16 protein-coding genes and 1 pseudogene are annotated in these 19,519 nt (G+C 63.1%); 11 read left to right on the forward strand and 6 right to left on the reverse strand.

The window, feature by feature from the left end; genetic code table 11:
- Window positions 1-201: 201 nt before the first annotated feature.
- The 8 genes and pseudogenes from denD to JQ558_RS17445 all read left to right on the forward strand — a co-directional run bounded on the left by denD (window position 202) and on the right by JQ558_RS17445 (window position 8,292).
- Window positions 202-1,185, forward strand: coding sequence for a D-erythronate dehydrogenase (gene denD, locus JQ558_RS17410; RefSeq protein ID WP_212207838.1), 984 nt, complete (start codon window positions 202-204; stop codon window positions 1,183-1,185).
- 33 nt (window positions 1,186-1,218) lie between these two features.
- Window positions 1,219-2,164: pseudogene (locus JQ558_RS17415) on the forward strand (sugar kinase).
- Between the two features lie 2 nt (window positions 2,165-2,166).
- Window positions 2,167-2,817, forward strand: a complete 651-nt coding sequence (gene eda, locus JQ558_RS17420; protein WP_312014704.1) for a bifunctional 4-hydroxy-2-oxoglutarate aldolase/2-dehydro-3-deoxy-phosphogluconate aldolase — start codon at window positions 2,167-2,169, stop codon at window positions 2,815-2,817.
- Window positions 2,818-2,872: 55 nt separating this feature from the next.
- The gene (locus tag JQ558_RS17425; RefSeq protein WP_212207841.1) at window positions 2,873-4,042 is read left to right on the forward strand and encodes an acetyl-CoA acetyltransferase; all 1,170 of its coding nucleotides are present in this window, start codon (window positions 2,873-2,875) and stop codon (window positions 4,040-4,042) included.
- Window positions 4,043-4,279: 237 nt separating this feature from the next.
- Entirely contained in the window at window positions 4,280-5,482 is a 1,203-nt protein-coding gene (locus JQ558_RS17430; RefSeq protein ID WP_212294373.1) for a CaiB/BaiF CoA-transferase family protein, read from the forward strand.
- Between the two features lie 11 nt (window positions 5,483-5,493).
- Window positions 5,494-6,660, forward strand: a complete 1,167-nt coding sequence (locus tag JQ558_RS17435) for an acyl-CoA dehydrogenase family protein (protein ID WP_212294374.1) — start codon at window positions 5,494-5,496, stop codon at window positions 6,658-6,660.
- A 148-nt stretch (window positions 6,661-6,808) separates the two neighbouring features.
- Window positions 6,809-7,945, forward strand: a complete 1,137-nt coding sequence (locus JQ558_RS17440) for a thiolase family protein (protein WP_212294375.1) — start codon at window positions 6,809-6,811, stop codon at window positions 7,943-7,945.
- On the forward strand, window positions 7,942-8,292 hold the full coding sequence (locus JQ558_RS17445; RefSeq protein WP_212294376.1) for a Zn-ribbon domain-containing OB-fold protein: 351 nt from the start codon (window positions 7,942-7,944) through the stop codon (window positions 8,290-8,292). The genes JQ558_RS17440 and JQ558_RS17445 overlap by 4 nt, the downstream gene beginning before the upstream one ends.
- Before the next feature lie 306 nt (window positions 8,293-8,598).
- On the opposite strand, the gene JQ558_RS37875 is transcribed toward JQ558_RS17445, so the two are convergent.
- Complete coding sequence (locus JQ558_RS37875; RefSeq protein ID WP_283814180.1) at window positions 8,599-8,730, reverse strand: hypothetical protein; 132 nt, start codon at window positions 8,728-8,730, stop codon at window positions 8,599-8,601.
- A gap of 36 nt (window positions 8,731-8,766) precedes the next feature.
- On the opposite strand from JQ558_RS37875, the gene JQ558_RS17450 reads away from it, so the two are divergent.
- Together JQ558_RS17450 and JQ558_RS17455 are read left to right on the forward strand one after the other, a co-directional pair.
- A complete protein-coding gene (locus JQ558_RS17450; RefSeq protein ID WP_212207846.1) occupies window positions 8,767-9,294 on the forward strand; it encodes a carboxymuconolactone decarboxylase family protein in 528 nt (175 codons plus the stop codon).
- Between the two features lie 42 nt (window positions 9,295-9,336).
- The gene (locus JQ558_RS17455; protein ID WP_212294377.1) at window positions 9,337-10,056 is read left to right on the forward strand and encodes a class I SAM-dependent methyltransferase; all 720 of its coding nucleotides are present in this window, start codon (window positions 9,337-9,339) and stop codon (window positions 10,054-10,056) included.
- 2 nt (window positions 10,057-10,058) lie between these two features.
- Here the strand turns inward: JQ558_RS17455 and JQ558_RS17460 are convergent, their stop codons facing one another.
- The gene (locus JQ558_RS17460) at window positions 10,059-11,315 is read right to left on the reverse strand and encodes an Hsp70 family protein (protein ID WP_212294378.1); all 1,257 of its coding nucleotides are present in this window, start codon (window positions 11,313-11,315) and stop codon (window positions 10,059-10,061) included.
- Window positions 11,316-11,548: 233 nt separating this feature from the next.
- On the opposite strand from JQ558_RS17460, the gene JQ558_RS17465 reads away from it, so the two are divergent.
- Window positions 11,549-13,885: a Tex family protein gene (locus JQ558_RS17465; protein WP_212294379.1), complete on the forward strand. Its 2,337-nt coding sequence runs from the start codon at window positions 11,549-11,551 to the stop codon at window positions 13,883-13,885.
- 3 nt (window positions 13,886-13,888) lie between these two features.
- Here JQ558_RS17465 and glsA read toward each other — a convergent pair whose 3' ends face one another.
- The 4 genes from glsA to JQ558_RS17485 form a co-directional block, all read right to left on the reverse strand.
- Entirely contained in the window at window positions 13,889-15,736 is a 1,848-nt protein-coding gene (glsA, locus tag JQ558_RS17470) for a glutaminase A (RefSeq protein WP_212272680.1), read from the reverse strand.
- Window positions 15,737-15,757: 21 nt separating this feature from the next.
- Window positions 15,758-17,833 carry a TRAP transporter permease gene (locus JQ558_RS17475; RefSeq protein ID WP_212207851.1) on the reverse strand — a complete coding sequence of 692 codons (2,076 nt, stop codon included), beginning with the start codon at window positions 17,831-17,833 and terminating at the stop codon, window positions 15,758-15,760.
- Window positions 17,834-17,878: 45 nt separating this feature from the next.
- The gene (locus JQ558_RS17480) at window positions 17,879-19,042 is read right to left on the reverse strand and encodes a TAXI family TRAP transporter solute-binding subunit (protein ID WP_212207852.1); all 1,164 of its coding nucleotides are present in this window, start codon (window positions 19,040-19,042) and stop codon (window positions 17,879-17,881) included.
- A 158-nt stretch (window positions 19,043-19,200) separates the two neighbouring features.
- Window positions 19,201-19,422, reverse strand: a complete 222-nt coding sequence (locus JQ558_RS17485) for an acetyl-CoA carboxylase biotin carboxyl carrier protein subunit (RefSeq protein WP_192739703.1) — start codon at window positions 19,420-19,422, stop codon at window positions 19,201-19,203.
- Between the last annotated feature and the right edge of the window lie 97 nt (window positions 19,423-19,519).

Genomic DNA, 19,519 nt, shown 5'->3' on the forward strand with positions numbered 1-19,519 from the left:
ACGCAGGCCAGAAGCAAGAACTAACAAGCCAACGCTGTCGTCCCGGCCTAGGGCGCAATTGCGCTCCGAAGCAGGGACCCATAACCACCGGCAGCAATCGTTGAAACGAAGTCGTCAACCATTTCGTCTCAGTCACATCGGCCGCGGCGTGTGGGTCCCGGCTCAAGGCCGGGACGACCAATAATGAAAAAGGAGTAGGTCTTGCACATTCTTATTCTGGGTGCCGCCGGCATGGTCGGCCGCAAGCTGACCGAGCAACTGCTGCGCGACGGCCGCCTCGGCAAGCAAGACATCACCCGCATGACGCTGCAGGACGTGGTGGCACCCACCAAGCCGGCCAGCTCGATCCCGGTCAACGTCGTTGCCTCCGATTTTGCCGATGCCGGCGCCGCCGCGCCGCTGATCGCCGAACGGCCTGACGTGATCTTCCATCTCGCCGCCATCGTGTCGGGCGAGGCGGAGGCCGAATTCGACAAGGGCTACCGGATCAATCTCGACGGCACCCGCTACCTGATCGACGCGATCCGTGCGATCGGCGGCGGCTACAAGCCGCGGCTGGTGTTCACGTCCTCGATCGCGGTGTTCGGCGCGCCGTTCCCAGAGAAGATCGGCGACGAGTTCTTCCATACGCCATTGACGAGCTACGGCACCCAGAAGTCGATCTGCGAACTCCTGATCAACGACTACACCCGCAAAGGCCTGCTCGACGGCATCAGCATCCGCCTGCCGACGATCTGCGTGCGGCCGGGCAAGCCGAACAAGGCGGCGTCTGGATTCTTCTCCAACATCATCCGCGAGCCGTTGGCGGGCGAGGAGGCGGTGCTGCCGGTGACCGAAGACGTGCGGCACTGGCATGCCTCGCCGAAATCGGCGGTCGGCTTTCTCATGCACGCGGGCACCATGGACCTCAATGCGATGGGCGCGCGGCGCAATCTCAGCATGCCCGGGATGTCGGTGACCGTCGGCGAACAGATCGCAGCGCTTGATCGCGTTGCCGGCAAGAACGTCACCGCGCGCATCAAGCGGGTGCCCGATCCGACCATCATCAGTATCGTGAGCGGCTGGCCGCGCGATTTCGTCACCGACCGCGCGCTCAAGCTCGGCTTCACCACGGCCGAGAAGACGTTTGATGACATCATCCGGATTCACATCGCAGATGAACTCGGCGGCAAATTCGCGGCCTGACGTGTCGATAAGCGCTGCCGCATGGATGCGGTCATGACCGGGGTAGCCTGCATCGGCGAATGCATGGTCGAGCTGAAACAGGCCAAGGGCGGCCTGTTTTCGCGTGGCTATGGCGGCGACACGCTGAATACCGCCGTTTATCTTGCCCGGCTTGGCGCCGGCACGGATTACATCACCGCGCTCGGCGACGATACGCTCAGCGACGAGATGATTGCGGGATGGGCCGCGGAGGGGGTCGGCACCACGCGTGTGTCGCAGTTGCCAGGCAAATTGCCGGGCCTCTACATGATCCAGACCGACGACAAGGGCGAGCGTCGTTTCTTTCACTGGCGCGAGAGCGCCGCCGCACGCAGCCTGATGGATCTGCCGGAGACAGCGGATATCCTGGAGTCGCTCGCGAGTTACGACATCGTCTACCTCTCGGCGATCACGCTGTCGCTTTACAACGACGCCGGTCGCGGGCGGTTGTTCTCGGGGATCAAGCGCGCGCGGGAAAGCGGCGCGCGTTTTGCCTTCGATACCAACTTCCGCGCCCGCGGCTGGCCGGATCTGGAGATAGCCCGCACCGTTTATCAGGACGCATTCGATCTCGCCGATATCGTCTTGGCCTCGTCCGAGGATTTGCTACCGCTCTATCCCGGCGAAACCAACGAGGATCTGCTGGCGCGCATTCCGGGCGGGGAGGTGGTGCTAAAACTTTCCGAACCCGCGAGCATCCTTCGTCTCGACGGCGTTTTGCATCGGACCCGGGCCGAGCCACTGACGAAACCCGTCGTGGATACCACCGCGGCCGGCGACAGTTTTGCAGCCGCCTACATCGCCGCACGGCTTGCGGGTGCCGGGCCGGTTGAGGCCGCGCGGGCCGGGCACCGTCTTGCCGGCGTTGTGGTATGTCACCCCGGCGCGATTATTCCGCGCAACGCGATGCCGGCCTGATATCGTTGGCACACCAGCAACCTCTCGCAAGGCGTCCCTATGAGCGTGAATGTAACAGCAAGGCAGGAAAAGCTCGCTGACTTGGTGAAGTCCGCCACCGTCATCCCGGTGCTCACCATTGAGCGGCTGGAACACGCGGTGCCGCTGGCCAGGGCGCTGGTTGCCGGGGGCGTGCGCGTGCTGGAAGTGACGCTGCGTACGCCGGTAGCGATCGAGGCCGCCAAGGCCATGATCGCGGAGGTGCCGGACGCCATCGTCGGGATCGGCACCATCCTGAACGGCGATGATCTCAAGCGAACTGAGGCGCTCGGCGCCAAATTCGGCATCAGCCCGGGTGCGACGCCCGAACTGCTGAAGGCTGCTGCGGCCAGCGACCTGCCGTTTGCGCCGGGTATCGCGACTGCGTCCGAACTGATGCAGGCGCTGGCGCACGGGCTCGATCTCGTCAAATTCTTCCCGGCGGAACAGTCCGGCGGTATCAAGGCACTGCGTGCGCTCGCAGGTCCGTTTCCGCATATTCGGGTTTGCCCGACCGGCGGCATTGGCGAGGCCAACGCCGCGGCGTGGCTGGCCGAGCCGAACGTGCTGGCCGTGGGCGGTTCCTGGCTCTGCCCGGCGGCGGATATCCGGTCCGGCAACTGGGCCGGCATTTCAGCCATGTGCGCGCGGGCGATGAAAACGCTGAAACCGGCGTGAAGTATTTTTTCCGATAGGGTACAAAACCGTCCGAACCGGAACAGGGAGAACGACCATGACAGCCAGCATCGTGGGATGGGCGCACACGCCATTCGGCAAGTTCGACGCGGAGACCGTGGAAAGCCTGGTGGTGAAAGTCGCGACCGACGCATTGGCCGATGCCGGCATTTCTGCTGGCGATGTCGACGAGATCGTGCTCGGGCATTTCAATGCCGGCTTCTCACCGCAGGATTTTACCGCCTCGCTGGTGCTGCAGGCCGACCCCAAATTGCGCTTCAAGCCGACCACGCGGGTGGAGAATGCCTGCGCCACCGGCTCGGCCGCGGTGCATCAGGGCATCCGCGCGATTGCCGCAGGCGCGGCCAAGATCGTGCTGGTGGTCGGCGTCGAGCAGATGACGCGCACGCCGGGTCCGGAGATCGGCAAGTATCTCCTGAAAGCGTCGTATCTGCCCGAGGACGGCGACACCGTCGGCGGTTTTGCCGGGGTGTTCGGCAAGATCGCGCAGAGCTATTTCCAGAAATATGGCGACCAGTCCGATGCGCTGGCGATGATCGCGGCGAAGAACCACAAGAACGGCGTTGCGAATCCTTACGCGCAGATGCGCAAGGACTTTGGCTATGAGTTCTGCCGTGCCGAGAGCGAGAAGAACCCGTTCGTCGCGGGCCCCTTGAAGCGCACCGATTGCTCGCTGGTGTCGGATGGCGCAGCAGCATTGGTGCTGACGGATTCGGAGACCGCCAAGACCATGGGCAAGGCGGTGAATTTCCGCGCCACCGCGCACGCGCAGGATTTCCTGCCGATGTCCAAGCGCGACATCCTGCAGTTCGAAGGTTGCACGGTCGCCTGGCAGCGCGCGCTGCAGCAGGCCGGCGTCAGCCTTTCCGATCTGTCGTTCGTCGAAACCCATGACTGCTTCACCGTCGCCGAGTTGATCGAATATGAAGCGATGGGCCTGACGCCGCGCGGGCAGGGCGCCCGCGCTATCAAAGAAGGCTGGACACAGAAGGACGGCAAGCTGCCGGTCAACCCGTCTGGCGGCCTCAAGGCCAAAGGCCATCCGATCGGCGCCACCGGCGTCTCCATGCATGTGATGAGCGCGATGCAGCTGACCGGTCAGGCGCCCGAGGGCATGCAGCTGAAGAATCCAAAGCTCGCCGGCATCTTCAACATGGGCGGCGCCGCGGTGGCGAATTACGTCTCGGTGCTGGAGCCGGGGAAGTAAGTTTGTCGTCCCGGCCTTGAGCCGGGACCCATAGCCACCGAACGTTGTTGGTGCAAAAGGTGTCAGCCACCTTACCCAATCGATAGTACAACGCGGTATGGGTCCCGGCTCGAGGCCGGGACGACCCGAAGTATCGAGCCCCGCCATGCATACGTCCATACGCCGGACGCCCTTGCTCTTCGTTTCACCCTGCCGTTACTAGATGGGGAATAAACGACATCCGGGAGCGAATTGGGCATGGGACCACTGAAAGGCATCAAGGTCGTCGACATGACGTCCGTGCTGATGGGGCCCTTTGCCACCCAGACGCTCGGCGATTACGGCGCCGACATCATCAAGGTGGAATCGCATGATGGCGACGTCACGCGGCAGATCGGGCCGACGCGGCATCCCGGCATGGGGCCGGTGTTCCTCAACACCAACCGCAACAAGCGCAGCATCTGCCTCGACCTGAAAAAGCCGGCCGGCCGCGATGCCGTGCTGCGGCTGATCGCGCAGGCCGACGTGCTGGTCTACAATGTGCGCCCGCAGGCGATGGCGCGGCTGCAGCTCGGCTACGACGTGGTCTCGAAAACCAACCCGCGCCTGATCTATGCCGGCGTGTTCGGTTTTGGTCAGGACGGGCCTTATGCCGCCAAACCCGCTTATGACGATCTGATCCAGGGGGCCACCGCGCTGCCGGCGCTGATGGCGCAGACCGGCGACGGCGTGCCGCGTTATGTTCCGAATGCTTTGGTCGACCGCATCGTCGGTCTCACCGCGGTCGGTGCGATCTGCGCCAGTCTTGTGGATCGCGACCGCACCGGGCGCGGCCAGCGCGTCGACATCCCGATGTTCGAGACGATGGCGAGTTTTGTGATGGGCGATCATATGGGCGGGCTCACTTATGAGCCGCCGCTCGACAAGGGCGGCTACGCCCGGCATCTGTCGCCGGACCGGCGGCCCTACAAGACGTCCGACGGCTACATCTGCGTGATCGTCTACAACGACAAGCAGTGGACGAATTTCTTCGCCGCCACCGGCCGCGACGATCTTCGCACCAATCCCAAATTCGCGACCTTTGCCGGCCGCGCCGCCAACATCGACACGGTGTATGCCGAGCTGGCGCGCATTCTCGAGACCAAGTCCACGGCCGAGTGGACCGCCATTCTCGAGAAGGCCGACGTGCCTGTCATGCCGATGCATGACCTCGAAAGCCTGCTGCAGGATCCGCACATCGTCGCGACCGATTTCGCGCCTGTGACCGATCATCCGACCGAGGGACGTATTCGCAACATGCGCTCCTCGGCGCGGTGGTCGGAGACGCCGGTGGAGATGACGCGGCTGGCGCCGCGCCTCAGCGAACACAGCGCCGAGATTCTGCAGGAAGCAGGTTTTTCGGCAGACGAGATTGCCGCCCTGGTTCGCGACGGCGTCACCAAGGCCGTATCAAACACCTAAGGACTGAGACCATGGATTTCGCGCTGTCGGCCAACCAGGAATCGATCCGCGACGCGATCGGGAAAATCTGCTCGCGCTTTGACGACGCCTATTGGCTGAAGAAGGACAAGGAAGGCGGCTATCCCGCCGATTTCCACCGCGCGCTGGCCGATGCCGGCTGGCTCGGCATCTGCATCCCTGAGGAATATGGCGGATCGGGGCTCGGCATCACCGATGCCGCGATCATGATGCGCACGATATCGGAGTCGGGCGCCGGCATGTCGGGCGCGTCGGCGGTGCACATGAACGTGTTCGGCCTCAATCCGGTGGTCGTGTTCGGCACCAAGGAGCAATGCACGCGCATGCTGCCGCCGATCATCGACGGCCGCGACAAATCCTGCTTTGCGGTGACCGAGCCCAATACCGGGCTCAACACCACGCAGCTGAAAACCCGTGCCGTGCGCAAGGGCGACAAATATATCGTCAACGGTCAGAAGGTCTGGATATCGACCGCCCAGGTCGCCAACAAGATCCTCCTGCTGGCGCGCACCACGCCGCTGGAAGAGGTGAAAACACCGACGCAGGGGCTGAGCCTGTTCTATACGGATTTCGACAAGCAGCGCGTCGCCGTGCACGAGATCGAGAAGATGGGGCGCAAGCCCGTCGATTCCAACGAACTGTTCTTCGAGAACTTTGAAATCCCGGTCGAGGATCGCCTCGGCGAGGAGGGTCGCGGCTTCGAGTATATCCTGCACGGCATGAATCCCGAGCGCATCCTGATCGCGGCCGAAGCCGTCGGGCTTGGCCAGGTCGCGCTGTCGCGGGCGTCGGCCTATGCCAAGAACCGCATCGTGTTCAACCGCCCGATCGGCATGAACCAGGGTATCCAGCATCCGCTCGCCAAGAACTGGATGGAGCTGGAAGCCGCGTGGCTGATGGTGCTTTCGGCCGGCTGGCAATACGACCAGGGCATGTCGTGCGGCCCGGCCGCCAATGCCGCCAAATATCTCGCGGCCGAAGCCGGCTTCCATGCCTGCGAGCAGGCCGTCATGACTCATGGCGGTTTCGGCTACGCCAAGGAATATCACGTCGAGCGTTACTTGCGAGAATCTTTGATCCCGCGCATCGCCCCGATCAGCCCGCAGCTCATTCTCAGTTTTATCGCCGAGAAGGTGCTGGGCCTGCCGAAGTCGTATTGAAGATGAATTCCAGGCCTCTCTCCTCGTCATTCCGGGACGCGCCACTTGGCGCGGGCCCGGAGTCCATCGATCCAGAGGCGATAGCGGCGAAATGGATTCCGGGCTCGCGCTTCGCGCGCCCCGGAATGACGATGGGGCGGTTGTCACCATGAGCTTCATCACCGGCGTCGGACTGACATCCTACGGCAAGCACGAAGGCTCGTCCTCGCTCGATCTCATGAGCAAGGCAGCGGAGATGGCAATTGCAGATGCCGGGCTGAAGCGCTCCGAGATCGACGGCATCCTCTGCGGCTACTCAACGGTTTCGCCGCACATCATGCTGGCGACCGTGTTTGCCGAGCATTTCGGCATCCAGCCGTCCTACGCCCACGCCGTGCAGGTCGGCGGCGCCACCGGGCTCGCGATGACCATGCTGGCGCATCATTTGGTCGATGCCGGTATCGCAAAACATGTGCTGGTGGCCGGCGGGGAAAACCGCCTGACGGGGCAAAGCCGTGACGCCTCGATTCAGGCGCTGGCGCAGGTCGGCCACCCCGACTATGAGGTGACGCTGGGTCCGACGATCCCGGCCTATTACGGCCTCGTCGCGTCGCGCTACATGCACGAATACGGCGTCACCCAGGAAGATCTCGCCGAATTCGCGGTGCTGATGCGCGCGCACGCGCTGACCCATCCCGGCGCCCAATTCCATGAGGCGATCACGGTCGCCGACGTGATGGCGTCGAAGCCGGTGGCGATGCCGCTTAAGCTGCTCGACTGCTGCCCGGTGTCCGATGGCGGCGCGGCGTTTGTGATCAGCCGCGAGCGCACAGGTTCAGCCGGCGTTAAGGTGCGTGGCGCCGCCCAGGCACATACCCATCAGCATGTCACCGCGGCGCCCGCCTTGAGCGAGCTCGGCGCCGAGATTTCGATCGCGAAAGCCAAAGCCGCATCCGGCATTGCGATCTCCGACGTGCGCTATGCCGCGGTCTACGACAGTTTCACCATCACGCTGGCGATGCTGCTGGAGGATCTCGGCCTTGCCAAACGCGGCGAAGCGGCAGCAAAGGTGCGGGCAGGGTATTTTGGCCGCGACGGCGAGGTGCCGCTGAACACCCATGGCGGTCTGCTGAGTTACGGCCATTGCGGCGTCGGCGGTGCGATGGCGCATCTGGTCGAAACCCATCTGCAGATGACGGGGCGCGCTGAAAATCGCCAGGTCCGCGATGCCTCGATCGCGCTATTGCACGGCGACGGCGGCGTGCTGTCGTCGCATGTCAGCATGTTCCTGGAGCGGGTGCGATGAACGCGGATTGGACCAAGGGCGGCGAAGGCATCGTCTACCAATCCTGTGCCGCTTGCGGGAAAGTGCAATATTTCCGTCGCAGCTTTTGCGCAGCCTGTGGCGCGCCTGATCCGGTGGAGAAATCCGCAAGTGGGAGAGGGACGGTCTACGCGACCTCGCTGGTATGCCGCGCCGCAACGCCGGAGACCCGCGCGCACGTTCCCTACAATATTTTGCTGGTCGATACGCCGGAAGGCTTTCGCATGATGACCCATGGCGACCACGATCTGGCCATTGGCGATCAGGTCAGCGCGACCTTTCAGCCATTCGCCGGGCGGCTGGTTCCATATTTTGCAAAAGAGAAATGAAGCTGCAAAGCTCCGAAGCAATCCAGAGTGACGCGGAACGGATGTTTTCTGGATTGCTTCGTAACGCTTCTACACACAAAGCGCGCGGTTTCACCGCGCGTAGAAGATGACGCTGGCGATGACGAGCATTGCCGTCACCGCCAGCATTTGCGCAAGCGCCTCCGAGGCCGCCCTTTTGGTGGCTTGCTTCATGCTTTCTCCCTAGACTCGGGCATGACTCATCGCTGCGTGACAAGCACGCTGGACGGTCTATGATTTTTACTCGGAACACCCCGCGACGAGTATTCGCTTTGATTGAGTCCCCACTCAGCGAATATCGACCGTGCCAAGTTCGAACAGCAATGCGGCGGCATTTTGGCTCAGGCGCAGCCGGATTTTGCGCGCGTGGTGGCGATTTCCGAGCATCGCCTGGTTGATCCGCCGGGAGCCGCAAGGCATGATCCGCCTGCAAAATCAAAGAAAACAAGGTGAGAAATGGCCCGCATCGAATACAGCGATCCCGCTAAACACAACGATCGTACCCGCGAAATCCTCGGCAAGAACCGCAATGCCAATATTTTCAGAATGATGGCGCATTCGCCGAGCTATTTCGAGCAATATTGCCGGCTGGGCGGCGCCATCAGGCACAAGGGTGAGCTCGATCCGGTCGTGCGCGAACTTGCCATCACCCGCACCGGAATCCTGTGCGAGGCGCCGTATGAGATCGTCGCGCACAAGCGCATCGGCAAGAACGTTGGCGTCACCGACGAGCAGAACGAGGCGTTGGAAAACTGGCAGTCGGCCACATGCTTCAATGAGGTGCAGCGCGCGGCGCTCGCTTTCACCGACGAGATCGTCAAGCTGCACAAGCCGACCGATGCGACCTTCAACGCCATCGCTTCGAAGCTGACGCCGGCCGCGCTGGTCGAGTTGCAGCTTTCGGTTGGCTTCTACATCATGACGTCGAAGTTTCTGGAAACCTTTGCCATCGACCTGCAGCCGGTCACGGAAGTGGTTTCCTGATTCCTCCAGGCGCGCTCCAGTCTTTCACATGTGGACGTTCTCATGAGCAACGGATGGGAGCTTTCAGCGCAAGCCTGGATCGACTCCATGGGCGAGCGCGGAGATTGGGGCCGCGAGCACGTGCTCGATCCGGTCATGCTCAGCCGCGTGGCGGCGGGCGGGTTCGGGCGTGCGCTGGATGTGGGCTGCGGCGAGGGCCGCTTCTGCAGGATGCTGAAGGCCGCCGGCATCGCCGCGACCGGGATCGATCCGACCCGTCAACTGCTTGAGGTAGCAAGGCAGCGCGATCCGTCCGGCGACTACCGGTCCGGTAATGCCGAGCAGCTCGAATTCGAGGCGGCAAGCTTCGATCTCGTTGTCAGCTACCTCACGCTGATCGATATCGTCGATTTCAGAACGGCGATCAACGAGATGGCCAGGGTTCTGAAATCCGGCGGCTCGCTGCTGATCGCAAATCTCACCGGCTTCACATCAGCCAGCGCCGATCGGGGGTGGGTGAAAGATGCGGAAGGACGGCATCTTCACTTTCCCGTCGATCGCTACCTCGAAGAGTTTCCATTCTGGTTCGAATGGGCGGGAATACGCATCCAGAACTGGCACCGGCCGCTTGCCGCCTACATGACGGCTTTGCTCGAAAGCGGCCTGCAGCTGACGTTTTTCGCGGAGCCCGGACCGTTGTCCGGCGACCCCGCGCATCAGGAACGGGCTCGACGGGTGCCCTGGTTCGTCGTGATGGAATGGCGGCGGCCTGCGGTGGGATGATTTCAGGCCCGCGGCCCGTAGCGCCGCAGCGCCTCCAGTGTCAGCCCCTTGCCGACCGCGCCAAACGTGTCGCCTTCGACGAGGCGGGCCGCCGGCACCGCCTTCCTGATAGCATTGCGGACATGGGCGAGCTGCACCGAACCACCGGTCAGGAATACAGCGTCGATATCCTCAGGCCCAAGCCCGGCCTGCGTGAGGCAGTTCCTGATGCGGGCGGCGATACGCTCGGCCAGTTGACCGGTATGGCTGACCAGATCGGGGCGGCTGATGCCAGCATTGAGGCCGGGCATCACCCATTCCAGCGGAATGTCGGCACGGTGCTTGTCCGACAGGGCGATCTTGGCTTCCTCGACTTCCATCAACAGCGTGTGGCCGCGCTGTTCCTCGACCACGCGCGCCAGCCGGTCGAGCAATTCAGGCTCGCTGGCCTCGCGCCGGACCTGGCGGATGTCCGCGAGCACGCGCGGCTCATACATGCGGTTGATGCTCGACCAGGTGGCCAGGTCATGGAAATAGCTCGAGGGCACGTCGAGCCCGGCACGGCTCATGGCGCTGCCGAAGCCGAACAGCGGCATCACGACGCCGAGGCTGAGCTGGCGGTCGAAATCGGTGCCGCCGATCCGTACGCCGTCATTGGCGAGAATGTCGCTTGAACGGTTGGCCTTGGCGTGGCGTTCGGGCCCGAGCCGCACGATCGAAAAGTCCGACGTGCCGCCGCCGATATCGGCGATCAGGGCGACTTCTTCGCTGTCGATCTGGCGCTCATAATCCAGCGCCGCAGCGATCGGCTCGAACTGGAAGGTGACGTCGTCGAAGCCGACTTCTCGCGCGATCAGGCGCAGCGTCTCTTCCGCCTTGCGGTCGGCGTCCGGCGCATTGTCGACGAAATGCACGGGGCGGCCGTGCACGACATCGCGCAGTTCGAGGCCGGTAGCCTGTTCCGCGCGCCGCTTCACCGCGCCGAGGTAATAGGCGATCACGTCGCGAAAGCCGGTCCGCTGGCGCCCGAGCCGGGTGGTCTCGTCGATCAGCGAGGTTCCGAGCACCGATTTGAGGCTGCGCATCAGGCGGCCCGGGGCGCCGTCGACATAGGCGGCGATGGCCTTGCGGCCGATCAGGACGGCGCCATCCACCTCATAGAAGATCGCGCTGGGAATCGTGGTGTGCCCGGCTTCCAGCTCCGCCAGGACCGGCGCCTCGCCTTCGATGGTGCCGAGCGTCGTGTTCGACGTTCCGAAATCTAGACCGCAAATGGACATGGACGCTCCCCAGGGAAGCGTCCGTCTACACATTACCGGGCCGTCGATCCACACATATATTGGCCCGCAAATAAGGACTTGACCCAACGATTTCGGCATCCGGGATCGCTGATCCACAGATCAATTTCTTTGCGTTTCCGCCGCCCTGGCGGGTTGATGAATCGATCCGTGGTAGTCCATAAGCGGCGTCCCGCGGCCATCATTCCGCCGCGGCCAGTCTGGAAAGAGGTTGCGTGGCAAACATCAATCGACAGATCGCAGAAGAGCTTGGCGTTCGCGAGCAGCAGATCGAGGCGACGGTCACGTTGCTCGACGGCGGCGCCACGGTCCCGTTCGTGGCGCGCTACCGCAAGGAAATCACCGGCGGGCTCGATGACGCGCAATTGCGCACCCTGGAAGAGCGCCTGACCTATCTCCGTGAGCTTGAAGAGCGCCGCGTCGCGATCCTCAATTCGGTCCGCGAGCAGGGCAAGCTCGATGCCGCGCTGGAAGCCGCGATCATGACCGCCGACAGCAAGGGGCGGCTGGAGGACATCTATCTGCCGTTCAAGCCGAAGCGCCGCACCAAGGCGGAGATTGCCAGGGAAGCCGGGCTTGAACCGCTATCCGAACTGCTGCTGACGCAGCCGCAAAACGATCCGCAGGTGGTGGCCGCCGGATTCGTCGATGCCGAAAAGCAGGTGGCCGACGTCGCGGCGGCGCTCGAGGGCGCGCGCGCGATTTTGGTGGAACGGTTCGCCGAGGACGCCGACCTGATCGGCAAGCTGCGCGAGGAGATGTGGTCGAATGGGGTAATGACCTCGACTGTGCGCAAGGGCAAGAAACTCGAAGGCGAGAAGTTCAAGGACTATTTCGAATACAACGGAGCCCTCCACAAGCTGCCGTCGCACCGCATCCTCGCGCTGTTCCGCGGCGAAAAGGAGGAAATCCTCGAGCTGCAGATATTGCCCGACGCGCAGGTCCCGGTCGCCAACGTGCCGAGCGCGTATGAGCTAAAGATCATGCAGCGCTTCCTGATTTCGGATCAGGGCCGCCCCGGCGACCGCTGGCTGGTCGAGACCGCGCGCTGGGCGTGGCGCACCAAGATCCAGGTGCATCTCAACATCGACCTGCGCATGCGGCTGTGGACCAATGCCGAAACCGAAGGCGTGCGGGTGTTCGCCTCGAATTTGCGCGACCTGCTGTTGGCCGCGCCTGCCGGCGCCCGTGTCACCATGGGTCTCGATCCCGGCTACCGGTCCGGTGTCAAGGTCGCGGTCGTCGATGCCACCGGCAAGGTGGTGGCCACCACGGCGGTCTATCCGCACGAGCCGCAGCGGCAGTGGGACGCGACGCTGGCGACGCTTGGCAAGCTCGCGGTCGCGCACCGCGTCGATCTGATCGCGATCGGCAACGGCACCGCGTCGCGTGAGACCGACAAGCTCGCGACTGAGCTGGTCAAGCTGCTGCCGGACCTGAACATGTCGAAGATCGTGGTGTCGGAGGCGGGGGCTTCCGTCTATTCGGCCTCGGCCTTTGCGTCCGAGGAATTGCCGGAACTCGACGTCACCCTGCGCGGTGCGGTCTCGATCGCGCGGCGGCTGCAGGATCCCTTGGCTGAGCTGGTGAAGATCGATCCCAAGGCGATCGGTGTCGGGCAATACCAGCATGATCTCGGCGAATCCAAGCTGGCGCGTTCGCTCGATGCCGTGGTCGAAGACTGCGTCAACGCGGTTGGTGTCGACGCCAACACCGCGTCCGCGCCGCTGCTGGCGCGGGTGTCGGGCATCGGCGCTGGGCTGGCGCAAAGCATAGTGCAGCACCGCGACGCCAACGGTCCGTTCAAGTCGCGCAAGGGGCTGAAGGAAGTGCCGCGGCTCGGCCCGAAGGCGTTCGAGCAGTGCGCCGGCTTCCTGCGCATCCAGGGCGGCGAGGATCCGCTCGATGCCTCCGGCGTGCATCCGGAAGCCTACCCGGTGGTGCGCAAGATTTTGACCGCGACCAAGAGCGACATCAAGGCGCTGATCGGCAATGCCGAGATCGTGCGCCAGTTGAAGCCGCAAAATTTCGTCGACGACACGTTCGGTCTGCCCACGGTAACCGACATCCTGCGCGAGCTGGAAAAGCCCGGCCGCGATCCGCGCCCGGCCTTCAAGGCCGCGGTGTTCAAGGAGGGCGTCGAGGAGATCAAGGATCTCAAGCGCGGCATGATCCTCGAGGGCACCGTGACCAACGTCGCGGCGTTCGGCGCCTTCGTCGATATCGGCGTGCACCAGGATGGCTTGGTGCACATCTCGGCGATGTCGAAAACCTTCATCAAGGATCCGCGCGAAGTGGTGAAGCCCGGCGACATCGTCAAGGTCAAGGTGCTGGAGGTCGAGGTCTCCCGCAAGCGCATCGCACTGACATTGCGTCTCGACGACGAGGTCGGCGACAAGGGCCCAAAACTGTCGGACACCAAGATGCGCGAATACTCCAAGGCATCGATGACGTCGCAGGCGCCGCGCAAGGCGCAGGATTCCGGCGGCGGCGGTGCGCTCGCCGAAGCCTTGCGGCGGGCAGCGGAGAAAAGCGGGCGGGGCAAGACCTAAGCCCTAATTCGACGTCAGCAAATTCACCTTCGCATTGGCGAGGATCAGGCGGTCGGCGAGCAATTGCGCGAGGTTGCGCATGATCCGCTCGCCGGCACGGGGATGCTGCTCACGAAAACGTTCGAAATCGCGGAGCAGGACCTCGTAAGCGGTCGCCGACATATCGGCGAGCACGTCGGCGGAGCGCCGCGGTTCCAGCAGCGCCATCTCGCCGAACGGCATTCCCGCCGTCAGCGTCGCCAGCCGGATGCCGTCGGGCAGGGTGACGTGAACCACGCCGCTCCTGAGGAAAAACAGCGAGGTGGCGGGATCGCCGGTGGCGATGATCTTTTCGCCAGGCTGATAGGTCGTGATGGCGCAGAGGGACCCCAGATCGGTCAGTTCCTCGTCCGTCAATCCCGCCAGCAGCGGTTGTTCGGACAGTTCCGTGGTTTCGAAAAAATCGATCGAGCCGCCATGGCGAAAAACCACCTGGTCTTCCGCCCATTCGATCGCGGCATCGAGCAGGAAATAGTACCGCATGTTCGGCAGGCTGCCGGTCCGTTCCGCGATCGGCTGCCATTCCGCGTCGGCCCGCTTGATGCCGGACACGATCACGGTGACCTGATAGGCCGCCAGTTCCTGGAACTCCTCAGCCAGCAGGCGGGCACCGGCCAGCGTCATCGACGTGACCCGACGAAAATCAAAGATGACGAATTGCGGGCGCGGCTTGGCCACGAGCCGACGCGCAATATAGTCGACATTCGATAGCGACAGCGTGCCCATCAACTCGATGACGCGGACGTCCTGATAGTGGGCGGCGAGAATGGTTTGCTCGTGCGGGCGGCGGCTGCGCCGCGACGGATTTTCGCCGATATCGTAATCGGCAATGATGGCGTTGCGCGCGTTGTCGCTGCGGTTGAGCATGTGCAGGTCGTAATGCGCCGACAACGCCTCGCAGACCTTGATGCCGCGCACGCTGTTGCCGTGCTTGTCGAGTTTGGGCGAATAGCTGCCGAGCCCGATCCGCGCCGGCAAGGCGGCGAGGATGCCGCCGCCGACGCCGCTCTTGGCGGGGATGCCGACGCGGTAGATCCATTCGCCGGCATAGTCATACATGCCGGAACTGGTCATGACCGACAGCGTGCGCGAGATCGCGTAAGGCGTCATCACCTGTTCGCCGGTGACCGGATTGATGCCGCGATTGGCCAATGTCGCCGCCATCACCGCGATGTCGCGGGCGTTGACCAGGATCGCGCATTGCCGGAAATAGACCTCCAGCACCGAGCTGACATTGTCCCTGATGACCGCGTTGGTGCGCAGGAGATAGCCGATCGCCCGGTTGCGGTCGCCGGTCAGGCTCTCGGACGAATACACGGCGTCGTCGACGCCAAGCTCACGGCCGGCGAAGCGGCCCAGCGCCTGCCTGATGTACCCGAACGCGCCGTCGCCCTTGGCCTCGTAAATAAGTCCGGAGCAGGCGATCGCGCCGGCGTTGACCATCGGATTGAACGGGTGGTTCTCGGCGTTGAGGCGGATCGAGTTGAAGGGATCGCCCGAGGGCTCGACGCCGATCACGCTCTCCACCCGCGCGGCGCCCAGCGTGTCCAGCGCCAGCGCGAACACAAAGGGCTTTGACATCGACTGGATGGTGAAGGGGACCTGCGTATCGCCGACCTCGTAGACATGGCCGTCGAGGGTCGCGAGGCTGATGCCAAAATGGGCAGGGTCGGCCTTGCCGAGCTCAGGGATGTAGTCGGCGACCGCCCCGCCGGTCTCAGGCAGATATTCGGCGTGACAGCCGTCGAGAAACCGCAGCAACGGCGGTTTCGAGCTGGTCCAGGCCGGGGCGCCGGTGGGCGATACTTTCATCACCACCGTTTTGCCGCGCAATCACGGAGCGCGCAACTGGTTCGGCGCCAGACTTTGGCGGCGTATCAAGAACAGCGCAGCCAGGACCGTCGGCGCCAGGATAGCGAGACCGAGCAGCGTGATCTGGATTTGCGACAGCGGATTAATACCGCCGCCGGGTGTCGCGATCACAAAGCCGCCGATCACCAGCAGCACCCGCAACGGCCATTCCAGGGTGCCGGCGCCTCTGAGGTCGCCGACGAAGGCCTGATAACCTTGAATGCCGCCGCAGATGAACAGCGTGCCGACGCCTGCCAGCGCCATCAACCCAAGCCCTTCGAAGTACGGATTGGCGCCTTGCAGCACCAGCGCGGGGTTCATCACGAAGAAGAACGGAATGAAATAGATGATGCTGCCGACCCACATCGATTCCCAGCCCGTTTTCATCGCCGGCGAGCCGGCTATACCGGCCGCGGCAAAGGAGGCGATCGCCACCGGCGGCGTGATCGACGACAACATGCCCCAATAGAAGATGAACATGTGCACGGCCATCTTGTTGAGGCCGACCTTTTCCAGCGCCGGCGCCACCAGGATGGCGAGGAAGATGTAGCAGGCCGTCGTGGTGAGCCCGAGCCCGAGAACGAGGCTGGTCAAGGCGCACATGCCGAGCAGCAGGAAGGCATTATCGCCGGCGATCCGCAGCAGGTCGTTGGCGAGGCTGGAGACCACTCCGGTCATCGAGAACGCGCCGATCAGGAGCCCGCAGCCGGCGAGAATGCCGACCAATTCGACAAAAGTGCGTCCGTTGACCTCGAGAAATTTGTTGATCGTGGTCAGCGTCCAGCGGGTCTCCTTGGAGAACAGCTGGTTCAGCACCAGGAGCAGTGCGGTCGCATAGAACGGCGCGTGGCTCTCGCGTTTGAAATACAACAGCATCACGATCAGCAGCGCGATGACGAAGACGTAGTACCAGCCGTCCTTGATCGTATCCATGACCTTGGGCAATTCCGAGCGCGGAATGCCTTTCAGGCCATGCCGGGCGGCATAAGAGTCCACCTGCATGAACAGGCCGGCATAGTAGAGCACCGCCGGAATGATCGCGGCGACCGCAACTTCGGCATAGCTGACGTTGAGGAACTGGGCGATCACGAACGCGGTTGCGCCCATCACCGGCGGTGCCAGCACTGCGCCGGTCGAGGCGCAAGCCTCGATCGCGGCGGCATAGGAGGCGCGGAAACCGCTCTTCTTCATCACCGGGATGGTCATGGTGCCGGCGGTCAGCACGTTGGAAATGATCGAGCCGGACATCATGCCGAGCAGGCCGCTAGCGAAGATGCAGACCTTGGCGGCTCCGCCACGAAAGGTGCCGCACATCGCAAACGACAGGTTGATAAAGAACTTGCCGGCGCCGGTCATCATCAGCGCCGTGCCGAACACCAGGAAGCCGATCACGGTATCGGCGAACGCCTGAATCGGAATCCCGAGCAGGCTCTCACCTGAAAGCACGTGGTAGGACGTCGCCTGTTCGAGCGTCGACTGCGTTCCCCTGAACGGGCCAAGCCATTTGGCGTCCGCGAACAGCGGATAGACCGTGAACGGCAACACGCTCAGCAAAAGGCTCCAGCCGCCGGTGCGGCGCAGGGCCTCCATGAGCACGGCCCACATCACCAGTCCCGCAACGAAAACGATGGTCGGCGCGCCACCGAACTCCCAACCGGCCTCAGCCGCCTTGCGGACGCTGCGCATCAACACGATGGATGAGGCAAACGTCAGGATGAAGAGCAGGACATCATACCACGGGATCCGCTCGAGCGGAGAGCGTTCCGAACTCGGAAAGATCAGGAACGTGAACGGCAACATCAACGCGATCAGCAGATAGAAATATTCGGTGTTGAGTTGGGTGTATCCGATGAAGAATCTCAGCGTGAATTGCTGGTTGATGCACAGCAGGATCGTCACCGCGGTCGCGACGATCAGCGCCCACCGCCAAGCCCCGCGCAGCGTACGCACGCGCGAGACTTCGGCTTCTTGTAAGTTTCCGATACCGGCATGAGGATCGTCGAATTCGATCCTGGCGGGCGCAGCGGCCGCTGCGCTATTGGCTGCAGAAGGTGACATCATTAGTCCCCAGTATGGTGTTCGCCGTCATCGGAAAGACGGTGGTTACTCGAATCCGTTCTGCATGCCGGCTTTGGCAAGCGCCGCGGCGCGCGCCTTCATCCAGGCATCGAGGAAAGCCTTCTCGTCCGAAGGCGGACTGGATTTGCCGAAGTCGGCCCACGCTGCGGCCAGAACGGCCTGCCGCTTGATCAACCCGTTGTTATGCGTCTCCTGGTCGTCGCTCCACTGGCCGGCTTCCTTCAGCGCCTTCACAGCGCCGGGATGAACGGGCACCGCCCACTTCTTGGTCTGACGGTCGGCCGCAAGGCCGGCCGCGCCGGCGGCGGCATCCTTGTAGATGTCATAGCCCGTGATCATTGCCTTGGTGATCGCGTAGACCTGGTCGGCCGGTTGCGTTCCGTAGGTGACAAAGATCGGGTACGGATAATTTCCGAGCTCGATCGGCTTATCCTTGGAAATGCCGGCGCCGCAGGTGGCGACATGGCGGAAGAAGAAGGACCCGACCTTCTGAACGCGTTCCCAGCCGGCATTGTCGCTGTGCGGGAGCGGCGGCCAGACGATGCCGCGCGGCGACGTCTCGGCTTCCTTTGCCGGTCCGGTGATGGTGGTCGCGAAGGCGGCGTCGACGTCGTTGTTGATCAAGCCCTTCCACATCGCGCCGTAGCTGGAGAATTCCACCGTCTTGACGTCGCTCTGCTTGAGGTCGCCGAACGCGAGGATCGCTAGTGAGTTCTGGTTGAGCGCAGGCGAGCCGACGACAAACCCGACGCGCTTGCCCTTGAGGTCCTTGACCTCTTTCACTCCGGTGTCCTTTGCCACGCCGAGCGAAGCGCCGTTGCAGTCAACCGACGACAGCACCAGTTGCAAGGCCTGCGGGCCCCATTCCTTGGAGCCGAACTCAAACACGCCTTCCTGCGCGAAGTAGCTGCCTGATCCCATCGCAGACGACGCCGCGCGACCGGCGCGCAACGGTGCGAGGCGCGCCACGTCATTGCCTGCGGGGAGAACCCGCAGGTCGGTGCCGTATTTGTCCTTCATCATCTTGCCGACGGCGACCGCAATGTTGAATCCGGCGGTGCCGGTGTCATAAGCGGTGAACGTCATGGTCGGCGGTAGCTTGACGTCCTGGGCCAGTGCCGGCCCAAAAGCCAAGAGTGAGACGCCTGCGAGCGCAACAGGCGCGAAATCCATCAGCCGACGGGTCATGTTTCCTCCAAAATTGTTTCGCTAGATGAAACTTTTTATGATTGAGATGATGTCATCGCAGCATTGCGATGGCAACGTCCGAGCACGGTCACGCCCACCATTATGCCAGTTGCACTGGCGGACAGATCGTCACGCATCAAAAGTATGACGCGAAATGCCTAGGCTTCGACGATCGCGACCACCTGTCCTTCAGCGATCACGTCGTCGAGCTTGACCAGAATTGCCTTGATTTTCCCGGTAATTGTCGAGGTTACCGGGATTTCCATTTTCATCGCTTCGACGAATGCAATCTCGTCGCCGTCACCGACACTCGCTCCGGCTTCTGCGGCCAGCGCGCACACGCGTCCGGCGACTTCAGTCACAATCTTGATCTCTGGCATGCCACCCTCCGGGACCGTGTGACGTGACAATTTCGTCCCGCGAACGGCTTTTTGTTGTGGCTGCAGATTGCCTGAGGTAGCTTGATCTGCAAGTGGA

The organism is Bradyrhizobium sp. AUGA SZCCT0160 (assembly GCF_018130105.1).
GTDB lineage: Bacteria > Pseudomonadota > Alphaproteobacteria > Rhizobiales > Xanthobacteraceae > Bradyrhizobium.

Coding starts and splice junctions, on each gene's coding strand:
- JQ558_RS17425 (WP_212207841.1), top strand. CDS start 2,873: ATGACAGCCAGCATCGTGGGATGGGCGCACACGCCATTCGGCAAGTTC.
- JQ558_RS17430 (WP_212294373.1), top strand. CDS start 4,280: ATGGGACCACTGAAAGGCATCAAGGTCGTCGACATGACGTCCGTGCTG.
- JQ558_RS17435 (WP_212294374.1), top strand. CDS start 5,494: ATGGATTTCGCGCTGTCGGCCAACCAGGAATCGATCCGCGACGCGATC.
- JQ558_RS17440 (WP_212294375.1), top strand. CDS start 6,809: ATGAGCTTCATCACCGGCGTCGGACTGACATCCTACGGCAAGCACGAA.
- JQ558_RS17445 (WP_212294376.1), top strand. CDS start 7,942: ATGAACGCGGATTGGACCAAGGGCGGCGAAGGCATCGTCTACCAATCC.
- JQ558_RS37875 (WP_283814180.1), bottom strand. CDS start 8,730: ATGCCTTGCGGCTCCCGGCGGATCAACCAGGCGATGCTCGGAAATCGC.
- JQ558_RS17450 (WP_212207846.1), top strand. CDS start 8,767: ATGGCCCGCATCGAATACAGCGATCCCGCTAAACACAACGATCGTACC.
- JQ558_RS17455 (WP_212294377.1), top strand. CDS start 9,337: ATGAGCAACGGATGGGAGCTTTCAGCGCAAGCCTGGATCGACTCCATG.
- JQ558_RS17460 (WP_212294378.1), bottom strand. CDS start 11,315: ATGTCCATTTGCGGTCTAGATTTCGGAACGTCGAACACGACGCTCGGC.
- glsA (WP_212272680.1), bottom strand. CDS start 15,736: ATGAAAGTATCGCCCACCGGCGCCCCGGCCTGGACCAGCTCGAAACCG.
- JQ558_RS17475 (WP_212207851.1), bottom strand. CDS start 17,833: ATGTCACCTTCTGCAGCCAATAGCGCAGCGGCCGCTGCGCCCGCCAGG.
- JQ558_RS17480 (WP_212207852.1), bottom strand. CDS start 19,042: ATGACCCGTCGGCTGATGGATTTCGCGCCTGTTGCGCTCGCAGGCGTC.
- JQ558_RS17485 (WP_192739703.1), bottom strand. CDS start 19,422: ATGCCAGAGATCAAGATTGTGACTGAAGTCGCCGGACGCGTGTGCGCG.